Source organism: Dechloromonas sp. CZR5 (genome assembly GCF_008711155.1).
Taxonomy (GTDB): Bacteria; Pseudomonadota; Gammaproteobacteria; order Burkholderiales; family Rhodocyclaceae; genus Azonexus.
Genome location: NZ_VUYQ01000006.1, coordinates 144,666 through 165,391, shown reverse-complemented (window position 1 = coordinate 165,391; position 20,726 = coordinate 144,666). Strand labels below are relative to the sequence as shown.

At 62.8% G+C, this 20,726-nt stretch carries 19 protein-coding genes; 10 read left to right on the top strand and 9 right to left on the bottom strand.

Annotated elements, in window-relative coordinates; all coding sequences use genetic code 11:
• Positions 1 to 2 precede the first annotated feature (2 nt).
• From F1002_RS16035 to F1002_RS16015, 5 genes are all read left to right on the top strand, one after another.
• Complete coding sequence (locus F1002_RS16035; protein ID WP_223879639.1) at positions 3 to 1,391, top strand: citrate transporter; 1,389 nt, start codon at positions 3 to 5, stop codon at positions 1,389 to 1,391.
• A 172-nt stretch (positions 1,392 to 1,563) separates the two neighbouring features.
• A complete protein-coding gene (locus tag F1002_RS16030; protein WP_150430051.1) occupies positions 1,564 to 3,423 on the top strand; it encodes a potassium transporter Kup in 1,860 nt (619 codons plus the stop codon).
• Between the two features lie 90 nt (positions 3,424 to 3,513).
• Positions 3,514 to 4,887 (top strand): HD-GYP domain-containing protein, encoded by a 1,374-nt coding sequence (locus F1002_RS16025; protein ID WP_150430050.1) that lies wholly within the window; start codon positions 3,514 to 3,516, stop codon positions 4,885 to 4,887.
• Between the two features lie 80 nt (positions 4,888 to 4,967).
• Positions 4,968 to 6,290, top strand: coding sequence for a 30S ribosomal protein S12 methylthiotransferase RimO (rimO, locus tag F1002_RS16020; protein ID WP_150430049.1), 1,323 nt, complete (start codon positions 4,968 to 4,970; stop codon positions 6,288 to 6,290).
• Complete coding sequence (locus tag F1002_RS16015) at positions 6,265 to 7,671, top strand: FAD-binding oxidoreductase (protein WP_150430048.1); 1,407 nt, start codon at positions 6,265 to 6,267, stop codon at positions 7,669 to 7,671. Before rimO ends, F1002_RS16015 begins: the two co-directional genes overlap by 26 nt.
• 15 nt (positions 7,672 to 7,686) lie before the next feature.
• Here F1002_RS16015 and F1002_RS16010 read toward each other — a convergent pair whose 3' ends face one another.
• From F1002_RS16010 to F1002_RS15995, 4 genes are all read right to left on the bottom strand, one after another.
• Positions 7,687 to 9,057, bottom strand: coding sequence for a HAMP domain-containing sensor histidine kinase (locus F1002_RS16010; RefSeq protein ID WP_150430047.1), 1,371 nt, complete (start codon positions 9,055 to 9,057; stop codon positions 7,687 to 7,689).
• Positions 9,054 to 9,935, bottom strand: coding sequence for an Hsp33 family molecular chaperone HslO (locus F1002_RS16005; RefSeq protein WP_150430046.1), 882 nt, complete (start codon positions 9,933 to 9,935; stop codon positions 9,054 to 9,056). The genes F1002_RS16010 and F1002_RS16005 overlap by 4 nt, the downstream gene beginning before the upstream one ends.
• On the bottom strand, positions 9,932 to 10,279 hold the full coding sequence (locus tag F1002_RS16000; RefSeq protein WP_150430045.1) for an arsenate reductase: 348 nt from the start codon (positions 10,277 to 10,279) through the stop codon (positions 9,932 to 9,934). Before F1002_RS16000 ends, F1002_RS16005 begins: the two co-directional genes overlap by 4 nt.
• A gap of 136 nt (positions 10,280 to 10,415) precedes the next feature.
• Positions 10,416 to 12,761, bottom strand: coding sequence for a Tex family protein (locus tag F1002_RS15995; RefSeq protein WP_150430044.1), 2,346 nt, complete (start codon positions 12,759 to 12,761; stop codon positions 10,416 to 10,418).
• Positions 12,762 to 12,884: 123 nt separating this feature from the next.
• Here F1002_RS15995 and fliW point away from each other — a divergent pair, with 123 nt between their 5' ends.
• On the top strand, positions 12,885 to 13,328 hold the full coding sequence (fliW, locus tag F1002_RS15990) for a flagellar assembly protein FliW (RefSeq protein WP_150430043.1): 444 nt from the start codon (positions 12,885 to 12,887) through the stop codon (positions 13,326 to 13,328).
• A 64-nt stretch (positions 13,329 to 13,392) separates the two neighbouring features.
• Here the strand turns inward: fliW and F1002_RS15985 are convergent, their stop codons facing one another.
• On the bottom strand, positions 13,393 to 14,061 hold the full coding sequence (locus F1002_RS15985; RefSeq protein WP_150430042.1) for a hypothetical protein: 669 nt from the start codon (positions 14,059 to 14,061) through the stop codon (positions 13,393 to 13,395).
• A 5-nt stretch (positions 14,062 to 14,066) separates the two neighbouring features.
• On the bottom strand, positions 14,067 to 14,588 hold the full coding sequence (locus F1002_RS15980; protein ID WP_150430041.1) for a gamma carbonic anhydrase family protein: 522 nt from the start codon (positions 14,586 to 14,588) through the stop codon (positions 14,067 to 14,069).
• A gap of 125 nt (positions 14,589 to 14,713) precedes the next feature.
• On the opposite strand from F1002_RS15980, the gene F1002_RS15975 reads away from it, so the two are divergent.
• Positions 14,714 to 15,151: a hypothetical protein gene (locus tag F1002_RS15975; RefSeq protein ID WP_150430040.1), complete on the top strand. Its 438-nt coding sequence runs from the start codon at positions 14,714 to 14,716 to the stop codon at positions 15,149 to 15,151.
• Between the two features lie 7 nt (positions 15,152 to 15,158).
• Here F1002_RS15975 and F1002_RS15970 read toward each other — a convergent pair whose 3' ends face one another.
• On the bottom strand, positions 15,159 to 16,397 hold the full coding sequence (locus tag F1002_RS15970) for a dicarboxylate/amino acid:cation symporter (protein WP_150430039.1): 1,239 nt from the start codon (positions 16,395 to 16,397) through the stop codon (positions 15,159 to 15,161).
• Here F1002_RS15970 and F1002_RS15965 point away from each other — a divergent pair.
• Positions 16,396 to 16,845, top strand: coding sequence for a nucleotide pyrophosphohydrolase (locus tag F1002_RS15965; RefSeq protein WP_223879638.1), 450 nt, complete (start codon positions 16,396 to 16,398; stop codon positions 16,843 to 16,845). The genes F1002_RS15970 and F1002_RS15965 overlap by 2 nt on opposite strands.
• 39 nt (positions 16,846 to 16,884) lie before the next feature.
• On the opposite strand, the gene F1002_RS15960 is transcribed toward F1002_RS15965, so the two are convergent.
• Positions 16,885 to 17,730, bottom strand: coding sequence for a 23S rRNA (adenine(2030)-N(6))-methyltransferase RlmJ (locus F1002_RS15960; protein ID WP_150430038.1), 846 nt, complete (start codon positions 17,728 to 17,730; stop codon positions 16,885 to 16,887).
• A 118-nt stretch (positions 17,731 to 17,848) separates the two neighbouring features.
• Entirely contained in the window at positions 17,849 to 19,378 is a 1,530-nt protein-coding gene (locus tag F1002_RS15955) for a hypothetical protein (protein ID WP_150430037.1), read from the bottom strand.
• Positions 19,379 to 19,466: 88 nt separating this feature from the next.
• Here F1002_RS15955 and F1002_RS15950 point away from each other — a divergent pair, with 88 nt between their 5' ends.
• Both F1002_RS15950 and F1002_RS15945 read left to right on the top strand, forming a co-directional pair.
• On the top strand, positions 19,467 to 19,808 hold the full coding sequence (locus F1002_RS15950; protein ID WP_150430188.1) for a DUF3301 domain-containing protein: 342 nt from the start codon (positions 19,467 to 19,469) through the stop codon (positions 19,806 to 19,808).
• Positions 19,792 to 20,637 (top strand): D-hexose-6-phosphate mutarotase, encoded by an 846-nt coding sequence (locus F1002_RS15945; RefSeq protein ID WP_150430036.1) that lies wholly within the window; start codon positions 19,792 to 19,794, stop codon positions 20,635 to 20,637. The genes F1002_RS15950 and F1002_RS15945 overlap by 17 nt, the downstream gene beginning before the upstream one ends.
• The last annotated feature ends 89 nt before the right edge of the window (positions 20,638 to 20,726 follow it).

Sequence of the window (20,726 nt, the reverse complement as noted above, 5' to 3'; positions counted from 1 at the left end):
CAATGCGCTACTTTTCGACCCGCCGCGCCGATGTCGAATCCAGAATTCCTTTCCTGCGAATAGCCATGCACCGTATATTGCTTGCGTTCCTTCTGTTGCCCGCCACCGCCTTCGCGGCCGGTTCCCTGCCATCGGTCGGCGGCATTCCCGTCGATTTCATCCTCTTCGCCCTGACCCTGCTCGGTGTCGCGCTGTTCCATCACGCCACCTTGTATGTCGCACTGACGGGCCTGGTCACCATCAGCCTGTACAAGATTCTGTTTACCGGCTTCAAGACCGGGTTGGGGGTCGCCGGCTGGTTCGGCCACCTTGGCCACGAATGGGTGACCATCGCCAACCTGTTCTGCCTGCTCACCGGCTTTGCCTTGCTCGCCCGCCATTTCGAAAAGAGCCACGTCCCGGTCATTCTGCCCAAGTTTTTGCCCGACGACTGGAAAGGCGGCTTCGTCCTGCTGGTCATGGTCTTCGTGATTTCGAGCTTCCTCGACAACATCGCGGCTGCGCTGATCGGCGGCGCCATGGCCCACCAGCTGTTCAAGGGCAAGGTCCATGTCGGCTTCCTTGCCGCCATCGTCGCCGCCTCCAACGCGGGCGGCTCCGGCTCGGTCGTCGGCGATACCACGACGACCATGATGTGGATCGACGGCATCAGCCCGGTCGTCGTCTTCGATGCCTATGTCGCCGCCGGCGTGGCCCTGCTCATCATCGGCTACTTCGGCGCCAAGCAGCAGCATGCCTACTGCCCGATCATCAAGCATGCGCACGGCCACACCCGGATCGACTGGGGGCGCATCTTCATCGTCGCCACCATGCTCATCTTCGCGGTCGTCACCAACATCACGATCAACGTCAAGTTCCCCGAGCTGGCCGAACATTTCCCCTTCATCGGCGTCGCCGTCTGGCTCGCCATCCTTCTCACCATTCCGGTGCGCCGCCACGATTGGGAACTGCTGCCCGAAACCATCAAGGGCTCCGTCTTTCTGCTCTCGCTGGTGCTCTGCGCCTCGATGATGCCGGTCGAGGAGCTTCCACCGGCCTCCTGGCAATCCGCCTTTGTTCTCGGCTTTGTCTCCGCCGTCTTCGACAACATTCCGCTGACCGCGCTGGCTCTGCGTCAGGGCGGGTTTGACTGGGGCTTCCTGGCCTACGCCGTCGGCTTCGGCGGTTCGATGCTGTGGTTCGGCTCCTCGGCTGGCGTCGCATTGTCCAACATGTTCCCGGAAGCCAGGTCGGCGGCGAAATGGCTGCGCCATGGCTGGCATGTGGTCGTCGCCTATGTGGTCGGTTTCATGGTCATGCTCGCCGTTCTCGGCTGGCATCCGGATGCCGGACACAAAAAGGTGGCCGAGCCGGTCAAACTGGCAACGCCGGTGGCGGCGCCGGCGCAGTAGCCGGGCACCTGCCGGTTTTCCCCAAGGGCGGCTGTGGCCGCCCTTGTCGTTTCTGCGTGCTGTGCCGTCATGCTCGAGTCAGGTTGCGGTGCTAGATTCTTTCGATAGCCTTTGGCTTGACTGAAGGCGGTTTTCGAAGAAATCCGGTGTAAACACGCCGACAGGGGGAATCATGCAGTCACGTCAGGCCACGTCTACGTTGACACTGGGCGCAATCGGCGTCGTCTTTGGCGATATCGGCACCAGTCCGCTCTATGCATTGAAGGAAATCTTCAATGGCCACCATCCCATCCCGGTCACGCCGGACAATATTCTCGGCATCCTGTCGACAGTGTTCTGGTCGATCATGCTGCTGGTTTCGCTCAAATACGTTTTGCTGATCATGCGGGCCGACAACCGGGGCGAAGGCGGTTCGCTGGCGCTGCTGGCGCTGGTTACGGAGCGTGCCAGGAATCCGCGCCTGGCCTGGGTGGTCACGCTGCTCGGCATTTTCGCGGCGGCGCTGTTCTACGGGGACAGCATGATCACGCCGGCGATTTCGGTGCTCTCCGCCGTCGAGGGCATGGAGCTGGTGACGCCAACGCTGAAGCCGTATGTGATCCCGATCACCTTGATCATCCTGACCGGCCTGTTTTTCATCCAGAAGCGCGGCACCGGCTCGGTAGGCATGTTCTTCGGACCGATCATGACCGGATGGTTCGCTATTCTGGGTCTGCTGGGCCTGCTCCAGATCGCGTACAACCCAAGCGTGCTGGCCGCATTGAATCCGCTGTATGCCCTGGGTTTCATCGGCGCCCACCCCGGCCTTGCATTCCTGGCGCTGGGCTCGGTCGTGCTCGCCGTCACCGGCGGCGAGGCGCTTTATACCGACATGGGGCATTTCGGGCGTTTCCCCATCCGCCTGGCCTGGTTCGCCTTCGTGATGCCGGCGCTGGTACTCAATTATTTCGGCCAGGGCGCTTTACTGCTGGCCGAACCGGAAGCCATCCAGAATCCCTTCTTCCATCTGGCACCGGACTGGGCGCTGATTCCGATGCTGGGGTTGGCCACGCTGGCGACGGTGATCGCCTCGCAGGCCGTCATTTCCGGCGCCTTTTCGGTGGCGCGCCAATCGGTGCAGATGGGGCTGTTGCCCCGCATGCAGGTGGTCCATACCTCCGGCCACGAAGAAGGGCAGATCTACGTGCCATTTACCAACTGGAGTCTTTACCTGGCGGTCGTGGCCCTGGTCATCGGCTTCAAGTCGTCGTCCAACCTGGCGGCTGCCTACGGTATCGCGGTTACCGGCACCATGCTGATCGATACCATCCTGGTCGCTTTCGTGATGGCGCTGATGTGGAAATGGCACTGGACGCTGGTCATTGCCGTGGCAGGTTTTTTCCTGACGGTCGATATTGCCTTCTTCGCCGCGAATGCCATCAAGATTCCCGAGGGGGGCTGGTTCCCGATCGCCATGGGTCTGATTTCCTTTACCGTGCTGACCACCTGGCGTCGCGGCCGGCGGCTGGTGTCGCAGGAAATGGCCAAGCAGAGCATTCCGATGGAGGATTTCATCACCGCCATTGACGATGTCCATCGCGTCAACGGAACGGCCGTTTTCATGACCAGTTCGAAGGAAGGCGTACCGCCGGCGCTGCTGCACAACCTGAAGCACAACCAGGTGTTGCATGAGCGGGTGGTGCTGGTGACGGTGCAGACGGCCGACACACCGCACGTCAACGACATGGACCGCATCTACCTGCACCGCATGGGTAAGGGTTTCATGCGGGTGATCGTTCGCTACGGCTTCATGGAAAGCCCGGATATTCCGGCCGTTCTCGAACAGTGCAAGCACCAGGGCGAACGCTTCGACATGATGGAGACGACTTTCTACCTGTCGCGGGAAACCATCGTGCCGTCGATGACCCGACGCATGACACTGCTTCGAGCCCGCCTGTTCGCCCTGATGTCGAAGAACGCCACCAGTGCCAGCGATTTCTTCCAGATCCCGACCAATCGGGTGGTTGAACTGGGTACGCAACTGGTGATTTGAGCGTTTTGGAAGTAGGGGGGGCGGCGGAAATTTGTAGTGATCGGGTTTAATGATTGAGTTTTTATTGTTTTTGGTGAATCATAGACCGACATGGTCGCCCGTCTCCTCCGTCCCGACATCGTTTCCTCCCCGCAGCATCTTCGGCTATCCGAACTGATCTCAGCGCTGAGTCACGCGCTGGATATCACCGAAGGGCAGCCGGAGGGGCACTGCGTGCGTTGCTGCTGGATAGGCATGCACATCGGTCGACGCTTCGGGCTCGATGAGGGCGAGCTGTGGAATCTCTACTACACGCTGTTGCTCAAGGATCTGGGGTGCAGCAGCAATGCGGCGCGCATCTGCGAGTTGTATCTGACCGACGACCTCCAATTCAAACGCGATTTCAAGACGGTTGGCGACAGCCTGCCGCAAGTACTCGGTTTCGTGCTCGGTCATACCGGGTTGCAAGCGCCGCTGGCCGAGCGATTCCGCAGCGTGCTGACCATCTTCCGGGATGGTGACGAGATCGCCCAGGAGCTGATCTCTACCCGTTGCCAGCGTGGTGCCGATATTGCCCGCCTGCTGCGCTTCCCCGACAGCGTGGCGGCCGGCATCTACAGTCTCGATGAACATTTCAATGGTCAGGGAAGGCCGCAGAGGCTTGCGGGGGAAGCGATTCCGCTCTACTCGCGCATCGCGCTGCTGGCCCAGGTCATCGACGTATTTCATACGGCAGGCGGTCCGCAGGCCGCTGTCAACGAAGTGCGCGGACGCTCCGGAAGCTGGTTCGATCCCGCGCTGGTCGGGATTTTCAATGAGCTTGCCGGCGATGATGCCTTCTGGGCGACGCTGGCCTCGTCCGATGTGATGCACGCCGTTCTGGCGCTTGAACCGGCCAGTCACGTCGTCGCGCTCGACGACGATTACCTGGATGACATCGCGGCTGCCTTCGGTCAGGTCGTCGACTCGAAAAGCCCCTACACCAGCGGCCATAGCGCCCGGGTGGCGCTGTATACCGACCTGATTGCCGAAACGCTCGGCCTGCCGTCGGATCGTCGGCGCTGGCTCAAGCGCGGTGCCTTGCTGCACGATGTGGGCAAGCTGGGGGTGAGCAACAGCATCCTCGATAAACCGGGCAAGCTCGATGCCGACGAATGGGCAGCGGTGCAGTCGCATGCCGCTTTTACCGAGGCGATTCTGTCGCGTATCGGCGCTTTTGCCGAATTGGCGGTCGTTTCTGCGGCACACCACGAGCGACTGGATGGCAAGGGCTATCCGCGCGGTCTGTCGGCCGATCAGATCACGCTTGAAACCCGCATCATCACCACCGCCGACATCTTCGACGCCATCACCGCCGAACGCCCGTATCGCGGCGCCGTACCGATCCCGAAAACGCTCGAGATCATGGCCGAAAACGTCGGTACGGCCATCGATCCCGCGTGTTTCGAAGCCTTGAAGCAAGCCATCGCCCGCTTGCCGGCCTGAGCGTTTGCGGCAAGGTTTGGGCGTTCACCCGGTAAAATACGCGTTTTGCTCGCCGGCCAGCCCGGACAAGGTTTTATTGCATGACTACTGAACTCAAAGTGCCGACCGTCGGCATCGTTTCCCTGGGCTGCCCGAAGGCCGGTTCCGATACCGAACGCATCCTGACCAAGCTGCGTGCCGAGGGCTACAACCTGTCGCCCAACTACGACGATGCCGACCTAGTGATCGTCAACACCTGCGGCTTCATCGATGCGGCGGTCGAGGAATCGCTCGATGCCATCGGCGAAGCGCTCAACGAGAACGGCAAGGTGATCGTCACCGGCTGCCTGGGCGCCAAGGGCGATATCGTGCAGAGCACGCATCCCTCCGTGCTGGCCGTCACCGGCCCGCACGCCGCCGACGAAGTCATGGGCTACGTCCATCAGCACCTGCCCAAGCCGCACGATCCCTACACCGACCTGGTGCCGCCGCAGGGCGTGCGCCTGACGCCGGATCACTTTGCCTACCTGAAGATTTCCGAAGGCTGCAACCACAGTTGCACCTTCTGCATCATCCCGTCGCTGCGCGGCCCGCTGGTGTCGCGCCCGGTCGGCGATGTGCTGGCCGAGGCCGAGAACCTGGCCCGGGCCGGCGTCAAGGAACTGCTGGTCATCTCGCAGGACACTTCCGCCTACGGTGTCGACCTGAAATACCGTACCGCCTTCTGGGGCGGCAAGCCGGTCAAGACCCGCCTCAAGGAGTTGTGCGAGGCGATGGCGCAGTTCGGTATCTGGGTCCGCCTGCACTATGTCTATCCGTATCCGTCGGTCGATGACGTGATTCCGCTGATGGCCGAAGGCAAGATCCTGCCCTATCTGGATGTGCCGTTCCAGCACGCCAGCCCGAAGATTCTCAAGGCCATGAAGCGCCCGGCGTCGGCCGAGAACACGCTGGAGCGCATCGCCAAGTGGCGCTCGATCTGCCCGGAAATCGTCATCCGCTCGACCTTCATCACCGGCTTCCCCGGCGAAACGGAAGAGGATTTCGACCAGCTGATCCAGTTCCTCGAAGACGCCAAGCTCGACCGTGTCGGTGCCTTCGCCTATTCGCCGGTCGAAGGCGCCAAGGCCAACGAAATCGAAGGCCTGCCGCCGGAAGAGGTGCGCGAGGATCGTCGCCGCTGGCTGATGCAGGTGCAGGAAGACATTTCGGCCGAGAAGCTGGCCGCCAAGATCGACACGGTCATCCAGGTGCTGGTCGACGAGGTGGACGAGGAAGGCACCATCGCCCGTTCCAAGGCCGATGCGCCGGAAATCGACGGCCTGGTCTATATCGACGGCCATTTCGATGCCCAGCCGGGCGACTTCCTGCAGGTCAAGGTCATCGATGCCGACCACCATGACCTCTACGCCGAAATCGTCTGATCTGATCGACGTTCTAGCCGGCATTGTCGGCACCGCGCAGGTGCTGAGCGAGCCGGACGACATCGCGCCGTTCGTCACCGATTGGCGCGGTCGTTACCGCGGGGCGGCGCTGTGCGTCGTCCGGCCTGGCAGCACCGCCGAAGTGGCGGCCGTGGTCAGGGCTTGCGCCGAGGCCGGCGTGGCCATCGTGCCGCAAGGCGGCAATACCAGCCTGTGCGGTGCGGCGACACCGGATGCCACAGGGGCTGCGGTCGTACTCAGCTTGGGGCGCCTCAATCGCATTCTGGCGGTCGATTCCGGCAACAACACCATCACCGTCCAGGCCGGCTGCACCCTGGCCGCCGTGCAGGAAGCGGCGCGTGCCGCCGACCGGCTGTTCCCGCTGGCGCTGGCCTCGGAAGGGACGTGCCAGATCGGCGGCAACCTGTCGACCAATGCCGGTGGCGTGCAGGTTCTGCGCTACGGCAATACCCGCGAATTGACCCTCGGCCTGGAGGTCGTGTTGCCCAGCGGTGAAATCTGGGACGGCCTGCGCGGTCTGCGCAAGGACAATACCGGCTACGACCTGAAGCACCTGTTCATCGGTGCCGAAGGAACGCTCGGCGTGATCACCGCCGCCGTACTCAAGCTCTTTCCGCTGCCCAAGCTGCAAACGACCTGCTGGCTCAATGTGGCGACGCCGGCGGCGGCTGTCGAGCTGCTCAACGCCGCCAAATCGGCTTTCGATGCCCAGCTCACGGCTTTCGAACTGGTATCGGAAACCGCGCTGCAACTGGTTTTGAAGAACATTCCGGGTGCCGTGCGCCCGGGCATCGCCAGCCCGTGGTATGTGCTGGCCGAATTCTCGGATACCGAACCGGATTCCGTCGAAGCCTGGCTCGCGGCGCGCCTGGCAGCCGGCGGGGTAGGCGACGGCGTGCTGGCTGCTTCCGAAACACAGGCCGGGAAGCTCTGGGCCTTGCGCGAGCATATTTCCGAAGCCCAGAAGATCGAGGGCATCAGCATCAAACACGACGTGGCGGTGCCGGTGTCGCGTATCGCCGATTTTCTGGCGGCTGCCGATGCGGCGCTGGCAGACGCCTACCCGGGGATTCGTGTCGTTGCCTTCGGGCATGTCGGTGACGGCAACCTGCACTACAACCTGTCGAAGCCGGATGCGCAGGACAATGCGGCTTTCCTCGCCGGCCAGCCGCAGGTCAATCGCATCGTGCATGATCTGGTCCATGCCTGCGCCGGTTCGATTTCCGCCGAGCACGGCCTGGGGCAACTCAAACGCGAGGAAATCCTGCGCTACAAGAGCCCGGTGGAAATGGCCATGATGCGCTCGGTCAAGCAGGCGCTGGACCCGCAGGGCCTGATGAATCCGGGCAAGGTGCTCTGATCGTTCGGTAAGGCTTCAGGCCGGGGTGGTCTGGGCGGGAATTTCCGGCACGACCGGTTGCAGCGGGACGGCAAAGCTGAATGTGCTGCCTTGGCCGGGATGGCTGACGATGTGCAGTTCTCCGCCCAGCAGCTTGATCAGGCGGCGAACGATCGCCAGGCCGACGCCCAGGCCGCCATGGCGTCGGATGCTTGAGCCATCCGCCTGAATCAGCAAGCCCTCGATGGCCTTGAGCGCATCCGGCGACATGCCGTGGCCGGTATCGCTGACGGAAAATTCGACCCAGACGGCGTCGGCAGTGGGTTGAGCGAGACGGGCCGAGATGCTGACGACACCCTTGTCGGTGAATTTGATGGCGTTGTCGATCAGGTGTCCGAGTGCGTTGAAAAGGCATTCGCTGTCGCCGACGAGCGTTCTGGGAATCTCGGGCGCTGACTCGTGGCGAATGTCGATTCCTTTGGCGGCGGCATCCTTTTGACGGCGGTGGGTAGCCCGGGTCAGCAGGTCGGTACAAAGGAAGGGAGCGGGGGACAACTGGACCTGTTCAGCTTCGAGTTCGGACAGCTTGATCAGATTGTTGATCTGCGTCATCAGGAGGTTGGATGACAGCAGAAGGTGGTTGAGCAATTCCTTTTGTTCTGGCGGCGCATCGAGTATCAACAGGTCGGTGATACCGATGATGCCGTTCATCGGGGTACGGAGTTCGTGGCTGATATTCGACAGGAATTCCGTTTTCGCGCGAAGCGAGCGTTCGGCGACCTCACGGGCGTGGGCCAGGTGGGTCGCCAGTTTTGCCTGCTCGCGCTCAAGATGGATCGCGTCATGCAAGGCTTCGTTGAAGAACTGGGCGCTGCGCGTGACGGTGACCAGAAAAAGCAGGCTCATCAGGGAGAAGGCGATCCCCATGCTGTCGAAACTGAACCCGCAGAACGCAACGGCCGCGACGATCGGCCAGGCGTAGCATCGAAAGGCGGTGAGGTCCGCCGCAACAACCTGTACCGCGCCCGCGACCATGCCGGCCATGATGAAGGCCGTAAACAGCTTCAGGACCGGGTCGCCCGCCGTCATGAACAGGATCGTGCCTCCAGACCAGGCCAGGCCGCCGAGACAGGCGCCGATGATGGCGCGCTGGCGCCAGAGTGCGGCCTGCTCGTTGCGTTCCTCGATCTCCAGTTGCCGATAGGAATGGTCGGCGAACAGGCGCAGCAGGGCGACGGCCAGGGCGATACTGCCCCAGGCGATCAGGTATTCCTTGGCAAGATGAGCCGAACCGAGCCAGACGAGGAGGGCCGTGTTAAGAATGGAGACGATCTGTCCCAGTCGCAGATTGCGATACAGCAACGCAACCTGCGGCCCCAGTACGTCAGCATCGTCTCCGGCGGTCAATTCAGCGCCCGCCCTTCACTGGCCGCGAACAGCGCTGTCACATCTTCCGGCGTAAAGCGATAGTCGCGATTGCAGATGTCGTCGCGAATCAGGATTTCACCGTGCTCGGCGAGGATGGCCTCGGCGTCCGCACGACCGATGCCGCGGATCATGTCGCGGACTTTTTCCCAATCCTCCGGACAGTGATAGGCAACCGGCAGCGGGTCGTAGAGGCGGATACCATGAGCCGCGATGTCTTCGTGGAAGAGGCGGGTGAGCAGGCTTTCGGCATCCAGTTCGAGCAGTTCGGCAGTCTTCACGGTGGCGGCGAGCTGCGTGATGCGATCCCAGCCGTCCGGGTCGCGGGCATCGGCATCCGGCATTTTCTGCAGGAAGAGGCAGACGGCGGCGCGCGGGCTCGCCGTGGCGAACAGGCGGGAGGGTTGCTGCTCGGATTGCTCCAGATAATGTTCGAAGATAGCGGCGATGCTGTCGCCGACCATGGGAACGTAGCTCTGGTAAGGCTGGCGCGCGGTCGGCAGGTCGAGGCTCATCAGCAGCTGGCCGCCCTGGTGGGCGCCGAGCAGGTCGGGTACCGGTGCCGGCAGCACGACCGGATTGCTGCGCGCCATGCCCCGCATCTGCAGTTTTTCGTTGCAGTCCATGACCAGCAACTGGATCGGGCCACCGCCGCGCAATTGCAGGGTCAGGCGGCCGGGTTGCTTCAACTGGGCGGCAATCAGCGCCGTGACGGCGGCCGTTTCGCCGAGCAATTGCGCGACGGTAGGCTGGTAGTCGCGGCCCTGCTGCATGGCCATCCAGGCATCCCCGAGATGCACGATGGCGCCACGAATATCCAGTCCTTCGAAAAGAAAGCGGCGGACGAAACTGTCGCTCATTTCTGCAACTCCGAGGCGTAGGTTTCCGGCACAAAACCGACCAGCAGCTGCGTGCCGGTATCGAGCACCGGGCGCTTGATCAGCGACGGATAGGCGGCCATCAGCTGCAGCGCCTTGGCTTCATCGACATCGGCCCGTTCGGCGTCGGACAGCTTTTTCCACATCAGGCCGCGCGTATTGAGCAGCTTTTGCCAACCGGCGCGCGCCGCCCAGTCGGGCAGATTGCGCTCGGCAACGCCGGCTTTCTTGTAGTCGATGAATTCATGGGCAACGCCATTTTCGGTCAGCCAGTTCAGGGCCTTCTTCATGGTGTCGCAGTTCTTGATGCCGTATATCTTGGTCATATAGGGTCGTTCCTACTGAGGTGGAGATTTTATCATTTCATTGTCCGGCGTGCCGTCCCGGTCGCCGTCGACAAAAAAAGGCAGCCACGCGGACTGCCTTTCCGGGATTGGACGGTTTTCTGCAGAGGCGTCGGTCTTACTTTCTCAACTTCGCGAAGGCGGCAGCCATTGCATTGCCGGAGGGGGGCGGGGCGCTGTTGTGCCGGGATTGCCCGCCGCCAAAACCGCCGCCCGGGCGCTGTTTCGACGACGGCGCACCGCGCTGGGCACCGGCGTCGTGGCTGCGGCCCTTGCCGGGTTCGTCGGCCATGCGCATGGTCAGCGCGATGCGCTGGCGCGGCAGGTCGACTTCAAGCACCTTGACCTTGACTACCTGGCCGGCCTTGACCACGTCGTGCGGGTCCTTGACGAAGGTATTGGACAGCGCCGAGACATGCACCAGGCCATCCTGATGCACGCCGATATCGACGAACGCACCGAAGGCGGCGACGTTGGTGACGACGCCTTCGAGGATCATGCCAGGGCGCAGGTCCTTCACTTCCTCTACGCCGTCGGTGAAGGTCGCCGTCTTGAATTCCGGGCGCGGGTCGCGGCCGGGTTTCTCCAGTTCCTTCAGGATGTCCTGTACCGTCGGCAGGCCGAAGCGGTCGTCGGTGAATTTGCTGGCGTTCAGGCTCTTGAGCAGGCGACCGTCGCCCATGATTTCCTTGATCGGCTTCTTCAGGTCGACAATGATTTTTTCGACCAACGGATAGGCTTCCGGGTGCACCGACGAGGCATCGAGCGGGTTGTCGCCGTTCGGCACGCGCAGGAAGCCGGCGGCCTGTTCGAAGGTCTTGTCGCCAAGGCGCGGCACCTTCTTCAGCTCGTCTCGCGAGCGGAAGGCGCCGTTGGCATCGCGATAGCTGACGATGTTCGCGGCCAGCCCGGCATTGAGGCCGGAGATGCGGGTAAGCAGGGGCACCGAGGCAGTGTTCACATCGACGCCGACGGCATTCACGCAGTCCTCGACCACGGCGTCGAGGTTGCGCGCCAGCTTGGTCTGCGACACGTCGTGCTGGTATTGGCCGACGCCGATCGATTTCGGCTCGATCTTGACCAGTTCGGCCAGCGGGTCCTGCAGGCGGCGGGCGATGGATACCGCGCCGCGGATCGACACGTCGAGATCGGGGAATTCCTTGGCCGCCAGCTCGGAGGCCGAATAGACCGAGGCACCGGCTTCCGAGACTACAATTTTCGTCAGTCGCGCTTCCGGGTACTTCTTCATGACGTCCTGGACCAGCTTGTCGGTTTCGCGGCTGGCCGTGCCGTTGCCGATGGCAACCAGCGACACGCCATGCGTCGAGGCCAGTCGGGCGATGGTCGAGATCGAGCCGCCCCAGTCGTTGCGCGGCTCGTGCGGGTAGATGGTAGCGGTGTCGAGCAGCTTGCCGGTGGCGTCCACGACGGCGATCTTGCAGCCGGTGCGGATGCCGGGGTCGACGCCCATGGTCACGTGCTGGCCGGCCGGTGCGGCGAGCAGCAGGTCCTTGAGGTTCTTGCCGAAGATGCGGATGGCTTCTTCCTCGGCCCGTTCGCGTAACTCGTTCATCAGCTCGAGTTCGAGGTGGGTATAGACCTTGACCTTCCAGGTCCAGCGCACGGTGTCCTGCAGCCACTTGTCGGCCGGGCGGTTCTGGTGCTTGATGCCGTAGCGGGCGGCGATGCGCAATTCGCAGGGATTGGGGCCGGGCTTGATGTTCTCTTCGTCGAGTTCGGAGTCGAGCACCAGCGTGACGCCGAGCACGCCTTCGTTGCGGCCGCGGAGGAGGGCCAACGCACGGTGCGACGGCATGTCGGCAATCGGCTCGGCGAAGTCGAACCAGTCGCGGAACTTGGCGCCTTCGACTTCCTTGCCTTCCACGACCCGGGAGCGCACCTGGCCGTGCTCGCTCAGGTATTCGCGCAGTTGGGCCAAGAGGTCGGCATCCTCGGCGAATTTTTCCATCAGGATCTGGCGGGCCCCGTCGAGCACCGCCTTTGTGTCGGCAAAGCCGGCCTCGGCGTTGAGGTATTTCTCGGCCTCGTCGTCCGGCGTCAGGCTCGGGTCTTCGAGCAGGCCAAGGGCCAGCGGCTCGATGCCGGCTTCGCGGGCAATCTGCGCCTTGGTACGGCGTTTCTGCTTGTAAGGCAGGTAGAGGTCTTCCAGGCGCTGCTTGGTTTCGGCGTCGTCGATCTCGGCCTTGAGTTCCGGCGTCAGCTTGCCTTGTTCTTCGATGCTGGCAAGCACGGCGACGCGGCGGTCTTCGAGGTCGCGCAGGTAGGTCAGGCGTTCGGCCAGGTTACGCAGTTGCGTGTCGTCCAGCTCGCCGGTGACTTCCTTGCGGTAGCGGGCGATGAAGGGCACGGTCGCGCCTTCGTCGAGCAGGGCGATGGCGGCGATGACCTGGGCCGGTCGAACGCTGAGTTCAAGGGCAATGCGGTGTTCGATGGGTGCGAGCATGGGTGCGGCAGTGCAGCAAAAAAGGGGGGTGAACTATGCGCAATCCGGCCGGAAAATACAACCGTGTGCAGTTGGTGTAGGATGGTCAGGTTCGATATTCCAATCAGATTGAGGAGGAAGGGTATGAAGGTAGAAACCTATTTGTTCGGTGCAGTCGAGGTGAGTCCGGAAAAGGTCATTGCATTCCCGAACGGTCTGGTCGGATTCGAGCAGAACAAGCGGTTCATGCTGGTGCACGAGGAAGGCAATGCCCAGCCCAGCAGCTATACGCTGCAGTCGCTGGACGACCCGGCACTGGCCTTGCAGATCGTCGATCCGGTGACGCTCGGCTTCAACTACGAGCTGGCGCTCTCCGATGCCGAGATGGCTATCCTGCAGTCGCCGGCCGCCGAGGATGTGGCCGTGATGCAAGTCTTGTTCAAGCAGGAAGAGGGTGGCAAGGCGGCGATCATTCCAAGTCTGCGTGCGCCGCTGCTGATCAATATCAAGGCCCGCGTCGGCCTGCAGAAGGTCATGGTTCAGGTAAACCAGAACATCACCTTGTCGAATCTGGCAAGCAGCGTCTGAACCGGGTTTTTCGCCATTCCATGAAGGCCACCGTCGATACGCCGGTGGCCTTTTTTCTGCCGGCTTACTTGTTGGTCTGCAGCCGCTTGGCGATTTCGCCGTCACAGGCGTTGGCGACCCGTTCGTATTCTTCGCTGGTGTCGATCAAGGCCTGTGCCGTGTCGACTTTCCGGAGCTCACGTTGCACATAGGGTAGCCAGCGTTCGTTCAGTTCGTCTTGCAGGCGCGCCATGCTCTGGCCGGCCGGTCCTCGCCACGGTGCACCGGTGGCGAAACGGGCGTTGAGGGTATCGGCAAGGGTTTTCTCGAGTTCGGCCTGATGCGTCCGGTAGGCCTGCACGTGCCGCATCTCGTGTTCGTGGATTTCCTTGTGGGCGCAGCTGCCCGGCGGGAACTCGCGGGCGACGTAGACGGTCATCGGGCTGAAGCCGTAGGTCAGGACGATCTGCGGGCTGGCGCATTCCCACCGTTGACTGGCGTCGACGATGGCGGGCGTGTTCGAAGTGAAGCGTACCGTCGCGTTTCCCCGGGTCAGACCGAGTACCTGCTGGCCCGGGCGAGCCTGGGCCGAACCGAGGTTGGTCAGCGACCGGTAGCTGTAGGTTGTGTTGAGCGCAAGCGGCGTTTCCAGCTGCTTGATGGTCACCGAGGGCTTCGGGAGCTCGGCGCATGGGTCGGCTGCCCGGCCTGGCAGGGCCATGGCCAGCAGGATCAGGGCAGCCGGGCGGCGCATGCGCGTCAGATTTCCTGAAGCTTGTCGCGGTAGCGGGCAGCGTTGGCCACGTAGTGGTCCGCCGATTTTTTCAGGTTCGCGACATCGGCATCGCTCAGTTCGCGCACGACCTTGCCGGGTGAACCGACGATCAGCGAGCGATCCGGAAACACCTTGCCCTCGGGGATCAGCGTATTGGCGCCGACGATGCTGTGCTTGCCGATGACGGCGCGGTTGAGGACGACCGAGCCGATGCCGATCAGGCTGCCGTCGCCCACCGTGCAGCCGTGCAGCATGACGAGGTGGCCGACGGTGACGTCGTTGCCGATGTGCATGGGCACGCCCTCGTCGGTGTGCAGTACCGATCCGTCCTGGATGTTGGTGTTGTCGCCAATGTGGATCGGGTCGTTGTCGCCACGCAGGGTGGCGTTCCACCAGATCGAACTGTTCTTGCCAAGGCGCACGTCGCCGATGATCGTGGCGTTGGGGGCAATCCAGGCGTTGTCGCCGAGTTGCGGCTGTTTGTCGCCGAGTTTGAAAAGGGGCATGTCTGTTTCTCCCGTTGTTGGTGAAGGCCGATTTGCATGTTGGTCGACTCGGGGCCGGCCGCCAATGTTACGCTGAGAGTCGGTTGGGGGCAGCACTGCGGGCAAGCAATGAAACAGGAGTCGATGTGAATTTTCGTGGAATCAAGTTGTGGCAGTGGGTGTTGGTCGTGCTGGCCCTTCTGGCGGCGGTCGATTGGGCCATTCAGCGCCCGGACCCGCGGACCCGGGAACTGAACCGGATGATCGAGACGCAGGCCAGCCAGAAATTGCGGGAGTATCCGTATCAGTTCCATGTCATCCGGGTCGAGGGCGATACGGCGGTCATGAGCACGCCGCGCAATTTCGATGTGCCGGCCTTTCGCATGTTGGGCGTGCTGTATCCCGATATCAACGTCAAGGATCACAACAATCCGGCCTTCATCGCCGTCGAACGCCTGCTGGGGCAGGTTCAGGACGAGGCCAAGGATATCGTCCTGGCGCAACCGGGCATCCGGCAGGTGCGTTGGGAGCTCGACAAGAACTGGCTGCAGCGCAAGGGCATCGAGATGCCACTCAAGCCGTGACGGAACGCTAAGCCGCTTCGGTGGCGGCCAGTTTCTGGACGACCAGGCTGCCCACCATGTCGCCTTCGACGTTGACGGCGGTACGCACGGTATCGAGGATGCGGTCAATGGGCAGCAGGATGGCGATGGCTTCGGTGGGCAGGCCGACCGATTCGAGCACGAGCACCATCGACAGCATGCCGACGCTGGGTATGCCGGGCGCGCCGATGGCGCCGAGCATGGCGACGAAGAAAACGATCATCTGGCTGGCGATGTCGAGCTCGATGCCCGCCAGGCGAGCAACGAAGAGGGCAGCCGCCGCCTCGTAGAGGGCGGTGCCGTCCATGTTGGCCGTGGCGCCGAGCGGCACGACGAAGCTGGCGATTTCTTTCCTGACGTGCAGGTGCTGTTCGGTGCAGCGCAAGGTGACGGGCAGCGTCGCCGCGCTGGAGCTGGTGACGAAGGCCGTCAGTAGCGCTTCGCGCGAACCCTTGAAGAATTGCCAGGGCGAGTGGCGGGTGACCAGCCAGAGGATCAGCGGCAGGACGACGATGCCGTGGAACAGGGTCGAACCGATGACGACGGCGATGAAATGGCTGAGGCTGACAAGCAGGGCATGGTTTTGGGTGGCGACCAGTTGCAGCAGCAGGGCGGCCAGGCCGAGCGGGGCGAGGCGCATGATCCAGCCGACGATCATCAAGCACAGTTCCTGGAGTTCAGTCATCAGCTGGCGGATGTTGCGGTAGCGCTCGCCGCCGACGATCAGCGCAATGCCAAGAAACAGGGCAACGATCACCACGGCGAGGATATCGCCCTGGGCCAGCGCTTTGAACGGGTTCTGGAACAGCCCGCGCATGAACTGCGCGACGTAGTCGGGCAGCGACATCTGCCGTGCCTGGTAGTTGCGGGTCGCCTCGGCAAACATCTCCAGCTGCAGTCCCTGGCCGGGCTGGAAGAGATGGGCCGCGCCAAACCCGATGACGATGGCGACCCCCATGGTCAGGAAAAAGAAAGCCAGCGTCGTTGTCCACACCCGGTGCATCTGGTCGTGGGCGCGCAGGTTGGCGACGCCGGTGACAATGGAGGCGAAAACCAGCGGCACCAGGACCATGCGCAGCAGGTCGAGGAACAGGTTGCCGACCATCTTGGCGCCGTATAGCACGTCCGGTGCGACCGGCGCGGCACCAGGCGATGATAGCCAGGCGCCACCCGCCAGGCCGAGCAGGCAGCCGATCAGGATTTGCGTGTTCAGCGAGGGGAGTTTCATGGAGCGGTTCGAGGCGGAGATGCCGCCATTCTACGTTGTCGGCAGCGCCGACGACTGGCATCATCGCCGCTTCAAATCAAGGAACCGGGACATGAGCGAACTTGCTGCACTCACCGCCGCCATACAGGCCTTTCGCGATGCGCGCGACTGGCGCCAGTTCCATTCGCTGCGCAACCTGATCGTGTCGCTCAACCTCGAGGCGGCCGAATTGCTCGAACTGACGCAATGGAAGAGCGATGCGGAGATCGACGCGATGCCGGGCGAGCCGAAATCGGCCGAGGCCCTGCGCGACGAATGCGCCGACGTCCTGCTGCTTTTGCTGCTGGTGGCCGACAAGGCGGGCATCGACCTCGCGGCGGCGGCCTACGACAAGCTGCGCAAGAACGAAGACAAATACCCAGTCGCCAAGGCCTACGGCTCGCGGGCGAAGTACACCGAGTTCAGTTAGTCCCGAGCGACGGTGGCGACGGGCGGAGCCTGCTCCGGCTCAGACCGATTCGCTCTCCAGAGCATATTTGGCACCATCGCCCTGGGCCAGCAGCTCGGTCACCCGGGGCAGGGTTTCGTGCAGCTTCCTTTCCAGCGTCCACGGGGGGTTGATGATGAACATGCCGCTGCCGTTCATGCCGAAACCGTCCTTGGCCGGCGCCTTGACTTCCAGCGTGGCGTGCAGCCAGTTCCTGGCGCCCAGTCCTTTCAGGCGTTCCGGCAATTGGCGGGATTCGAGTTTGGCGAGCATCGGATACCACACCGCGTAAGTGCCGGTCGGGAAACGCTTCAAGGCTTCCTGCAAGCCTTTGATCACGGCGGCATAGTCGTTCCGGGTCTCGTAGGAGGGGTCGATCAGGACCAAGGCGCGCCGCGGTGGGGGCGGCAGCAGCGCCTTCAGACCGGCAAAGCCGTCGCCTTCGGAAACCGTGACGGCGCGGCCGCTGCCCTTGAAGCATTCCTGCAGTAGCTTGATGTCGGTGCTGTGCATTTCGAAGACGCGCAATCGGTCACTGTCACGCAACAACTGGCGGGCCAACCACGGCGAGCCGGGGTAGTGCTTCAGCTTGTCGTCGGGGTTCAGCTGGCGGACGAGATCGACGTAGTCGGTGACGGCCGGCGGCAGGCTCTTGGCATCCCACAGGCGGCCGATGCCGTCTTTGTATTCGCCCAGTTTCGTGGCATGCGGCGATTCCAGGGAGTAGCGTCCGGCCCCGGCGTGAGTGTCGATGATCCAGAACGGCGCCGGCTTCTCGCCCATGTATTCCGCGATCTGGACGAGAATGAGGTGTTTCAGTACGTCGGCGTGGTTGCCGGCGTGAAAGGCATGGCGGTAGCTGAGCATCGGGAGGGGCCTGTTTCGGGTGGGGGATGTCCGGTACCGGGGCGATGCCGGACAGGCCGGAATTGTGCCGCGTAGTCCTTGCGGCAGGCAAGCGCTGTGGCGAAGCGGCCGGCCGCTCCTAGTCGGGAATCTGGTCCAGGGAGAAAAATGCCAGGCCGTCGTTGGCTTCCATGCAATTGCCGAGCTGGCGGAGCAGGGAGCGTCCGGGCAGCTTGACCAGGACCTTCTGGCCGGAGCGATAGCTGCCCGGCGGAATGATCAGGCCGGAAAACTTGCCGTAAGCCGGCAGGCTATGCAGAAAGATGGCCCGGCAATCGCCCGCGACCTCTTCGATGGTGACATCGACGACGCTGACCTGCGGCGACATCAACTGGAGCCCGATTTCCAGGCGGACTTGCGACGATGAAATGCGGCGGACGAAACAAACGTGGATCTTGCTCGATTCGCGGGGTTGCAGGGCGACGATGTCGCCGGCCCCGAGGGTTTTCTTTTCACCCTTGATGAAGCGGAGGCGGAATCCGTCCGGGCTTTCGTCAACCAGCGCCCATTCGCTGGAGGTGAATTCACGCCCGTTGTAACGATGGGCGGCGTCTACCGAGCGCCGTGAAAAGGCGTTGCCGTCCAAAAAGGTGATGACGGAATTGAATCCGGAAACCAGATCGCCGCGGGGGCGGAAGTGGGTTCGGCTGAAGCGCCGCGAACTCTTGCCGCCAATGGCCACGCGCAGCGATTGCAGCACGGCGGGCGGGGCATTGAGGTCCGGCTCCACGGTCTTGCCAGGGCGGCGCGTGATATTGCGATCGAGTGCCGCCAGCACCTGCGAGCAGTCGACCAGCAGGCTGCCGAAGGTGGAGGTGGATGCCTGCAGGCGCGAGAGCGGGTAGCCCGGATTGCCTTCGTCGGGACGTACCATGAAGCAGGAGTCCGGGTGCTTGATGCCGGCGGGATCGGCCAGTGCATCGCCAATGCTCGCATAGGCCGCCAACTGGCGCGAGCAGATGTTGATCATCTCCAGATCGGAACGCGGCAGCTTGCTGGGTTCGAGGTAAGCGAACAGGAGCGCACCCAGGTATTCGTGTTCGATGGGCGCCGTTTCGCCGTTCAGCGGCATCGCCAGCGGCCCGCGGACCATTTGATAGAGATCGTGCAGGGTCTGCCAGGACGACGCGGAGGGCGCGGCATAGGCCCGGTAGGCCAGCAGCTGGCGACGGGAGACCATGGCCATGGCACGCTGGAGGTTGCGGTGGAAGAGGTGGCTCATGCCGCTTTCCATCTGCCCCTTGTTGATGCCTCGCGCAATGCCGGCATATGCAATCGAAAGGCCCTTGAGCAGGTTGTCGACGTGAAGTGCGGCGGTTGTCGTGACGAGCGGCAGCGGCAGGACGGCCTGGCTGATTTCCTGTTCGAGCCTCGGCAGCGCCTGCTCGGTTTCGTGCCGGATGTCCTCGAGCAGCTTGAAGCGCATGTGCAGGTTGGGCTGGCGATTCACCGTCGGCAAAACAGTGGCGGCCAGTTTGGCGACCGTCTCCTGCGGAGAAAGGCCGACCAGGGTATCCAGCAGGCCGCGGACTGCCGCAACGCTCTTCTGTTCGGCACTTGATGGGCCGAACGGGAGCAACTCGCGAAATAATTGCAGCGGGGAGTCCATGGTCTGGGGATGAAATTTGACGCTCGAATTATCAGATAAATCTGATCGATATTCTGTGGAGAATTTCCGCTTTTCGTATACTAATGTGATGAACTTGTATGAATTGTTGCTTCTGTGCGCGCTATCCGGGGCTGTCTGGTTTTGGCTGGACAGCCTGAAGGCGCGCGAGATCGGGGTTCTGGCGGCGCGCAAGGCCTGCCAGGAGGAGGGCTTGCAGTTTCTGGACGAAACCGTGGTCGGACGTTCCGTGAAATTGCAGCGGGATGACGAAGGTGTATTGCGGCTACGGCGTATTTTTGCCTTCGAGTACAGCGATACGGGCAATAATCGCTGTTTTGGCAGCGTGACCCTGACCGGCCATCACGTCGACATGCTGCATGTCCGTCCCCACCTCTACATTGTTCCGAATACACATGAAACCCTGCATTGAAGAAATCGAATTCCACGGCATCCCGGCTCTGCGTTTGCAGGGGCCGCGGGGTGCCAGCGCCGTAGTCAGTACGTTGGGCGCTCAGGTGCTCTCCTGGATCACGCCGGACGGGCGCGAGCGTCTGTTCCTGTCGGACAAGGCCGTTTTTGACGGCACGAGGGCCATCCGGGGTGGTATTCCGGTCTGCTGGCCCCAGTTTTCCGGCCTGGGCGACCTGCCGAAACACGGCTTCGTACGGACGCTTCCGTGGCAGGTCGGCGCCCGGCGTGGCGGCGACGACTACGCCCTGCTGACCATGGAACTGGCCGACGACGAGCAGACGCGCGCCCTGTGGCCGCATGCCTTCCGTCTCGAACTGACGGTAATGCTGGAGGCCGACCGGATCGATCTGGAGTTGTGCGTAGCCAATACGGGCGATGCGGCGTTCAGTTTCACCGGTGCATTGCATACCTATCTGCGCGTCGTCCAGGTCGAGGACGTGACGCTGGAAGGCCTGTACGGCCACAATTACCGGGATGCCGCCAAGGGCGACGCAATCGTTCGCGACAGCGGTACCCACATTGCGGTCGAGGCCGAGATGGATCGTGTCTATCGCCAGGTGCGTCGTCCGCAATTGCTGCAGGCCGGTAACCTCAGTCTGGCGATCCAGGGGCAGGGTTTTCCGGACGTCGTCGTATGGAACCCTTGGGTCGACCAATGTGCGGCCCTCGCCGATATGCCGGCCGATGGCTGGCGGCACATGCTGTGCGTCGAAGCCGCAGCCGAGCAGCCGGTGGTCGTGGCAGCCGGCGACGAATGGTATGGCCGGCAAACGCTGGTGGCGGTCTGAGCGGCAAGGAAATTTGATTTGCATTAGAGAGCTTGGCGTTCGGCTCCGATAGTCTCATACGGGATTGCGCCCGTTTGGCGCCATGACAC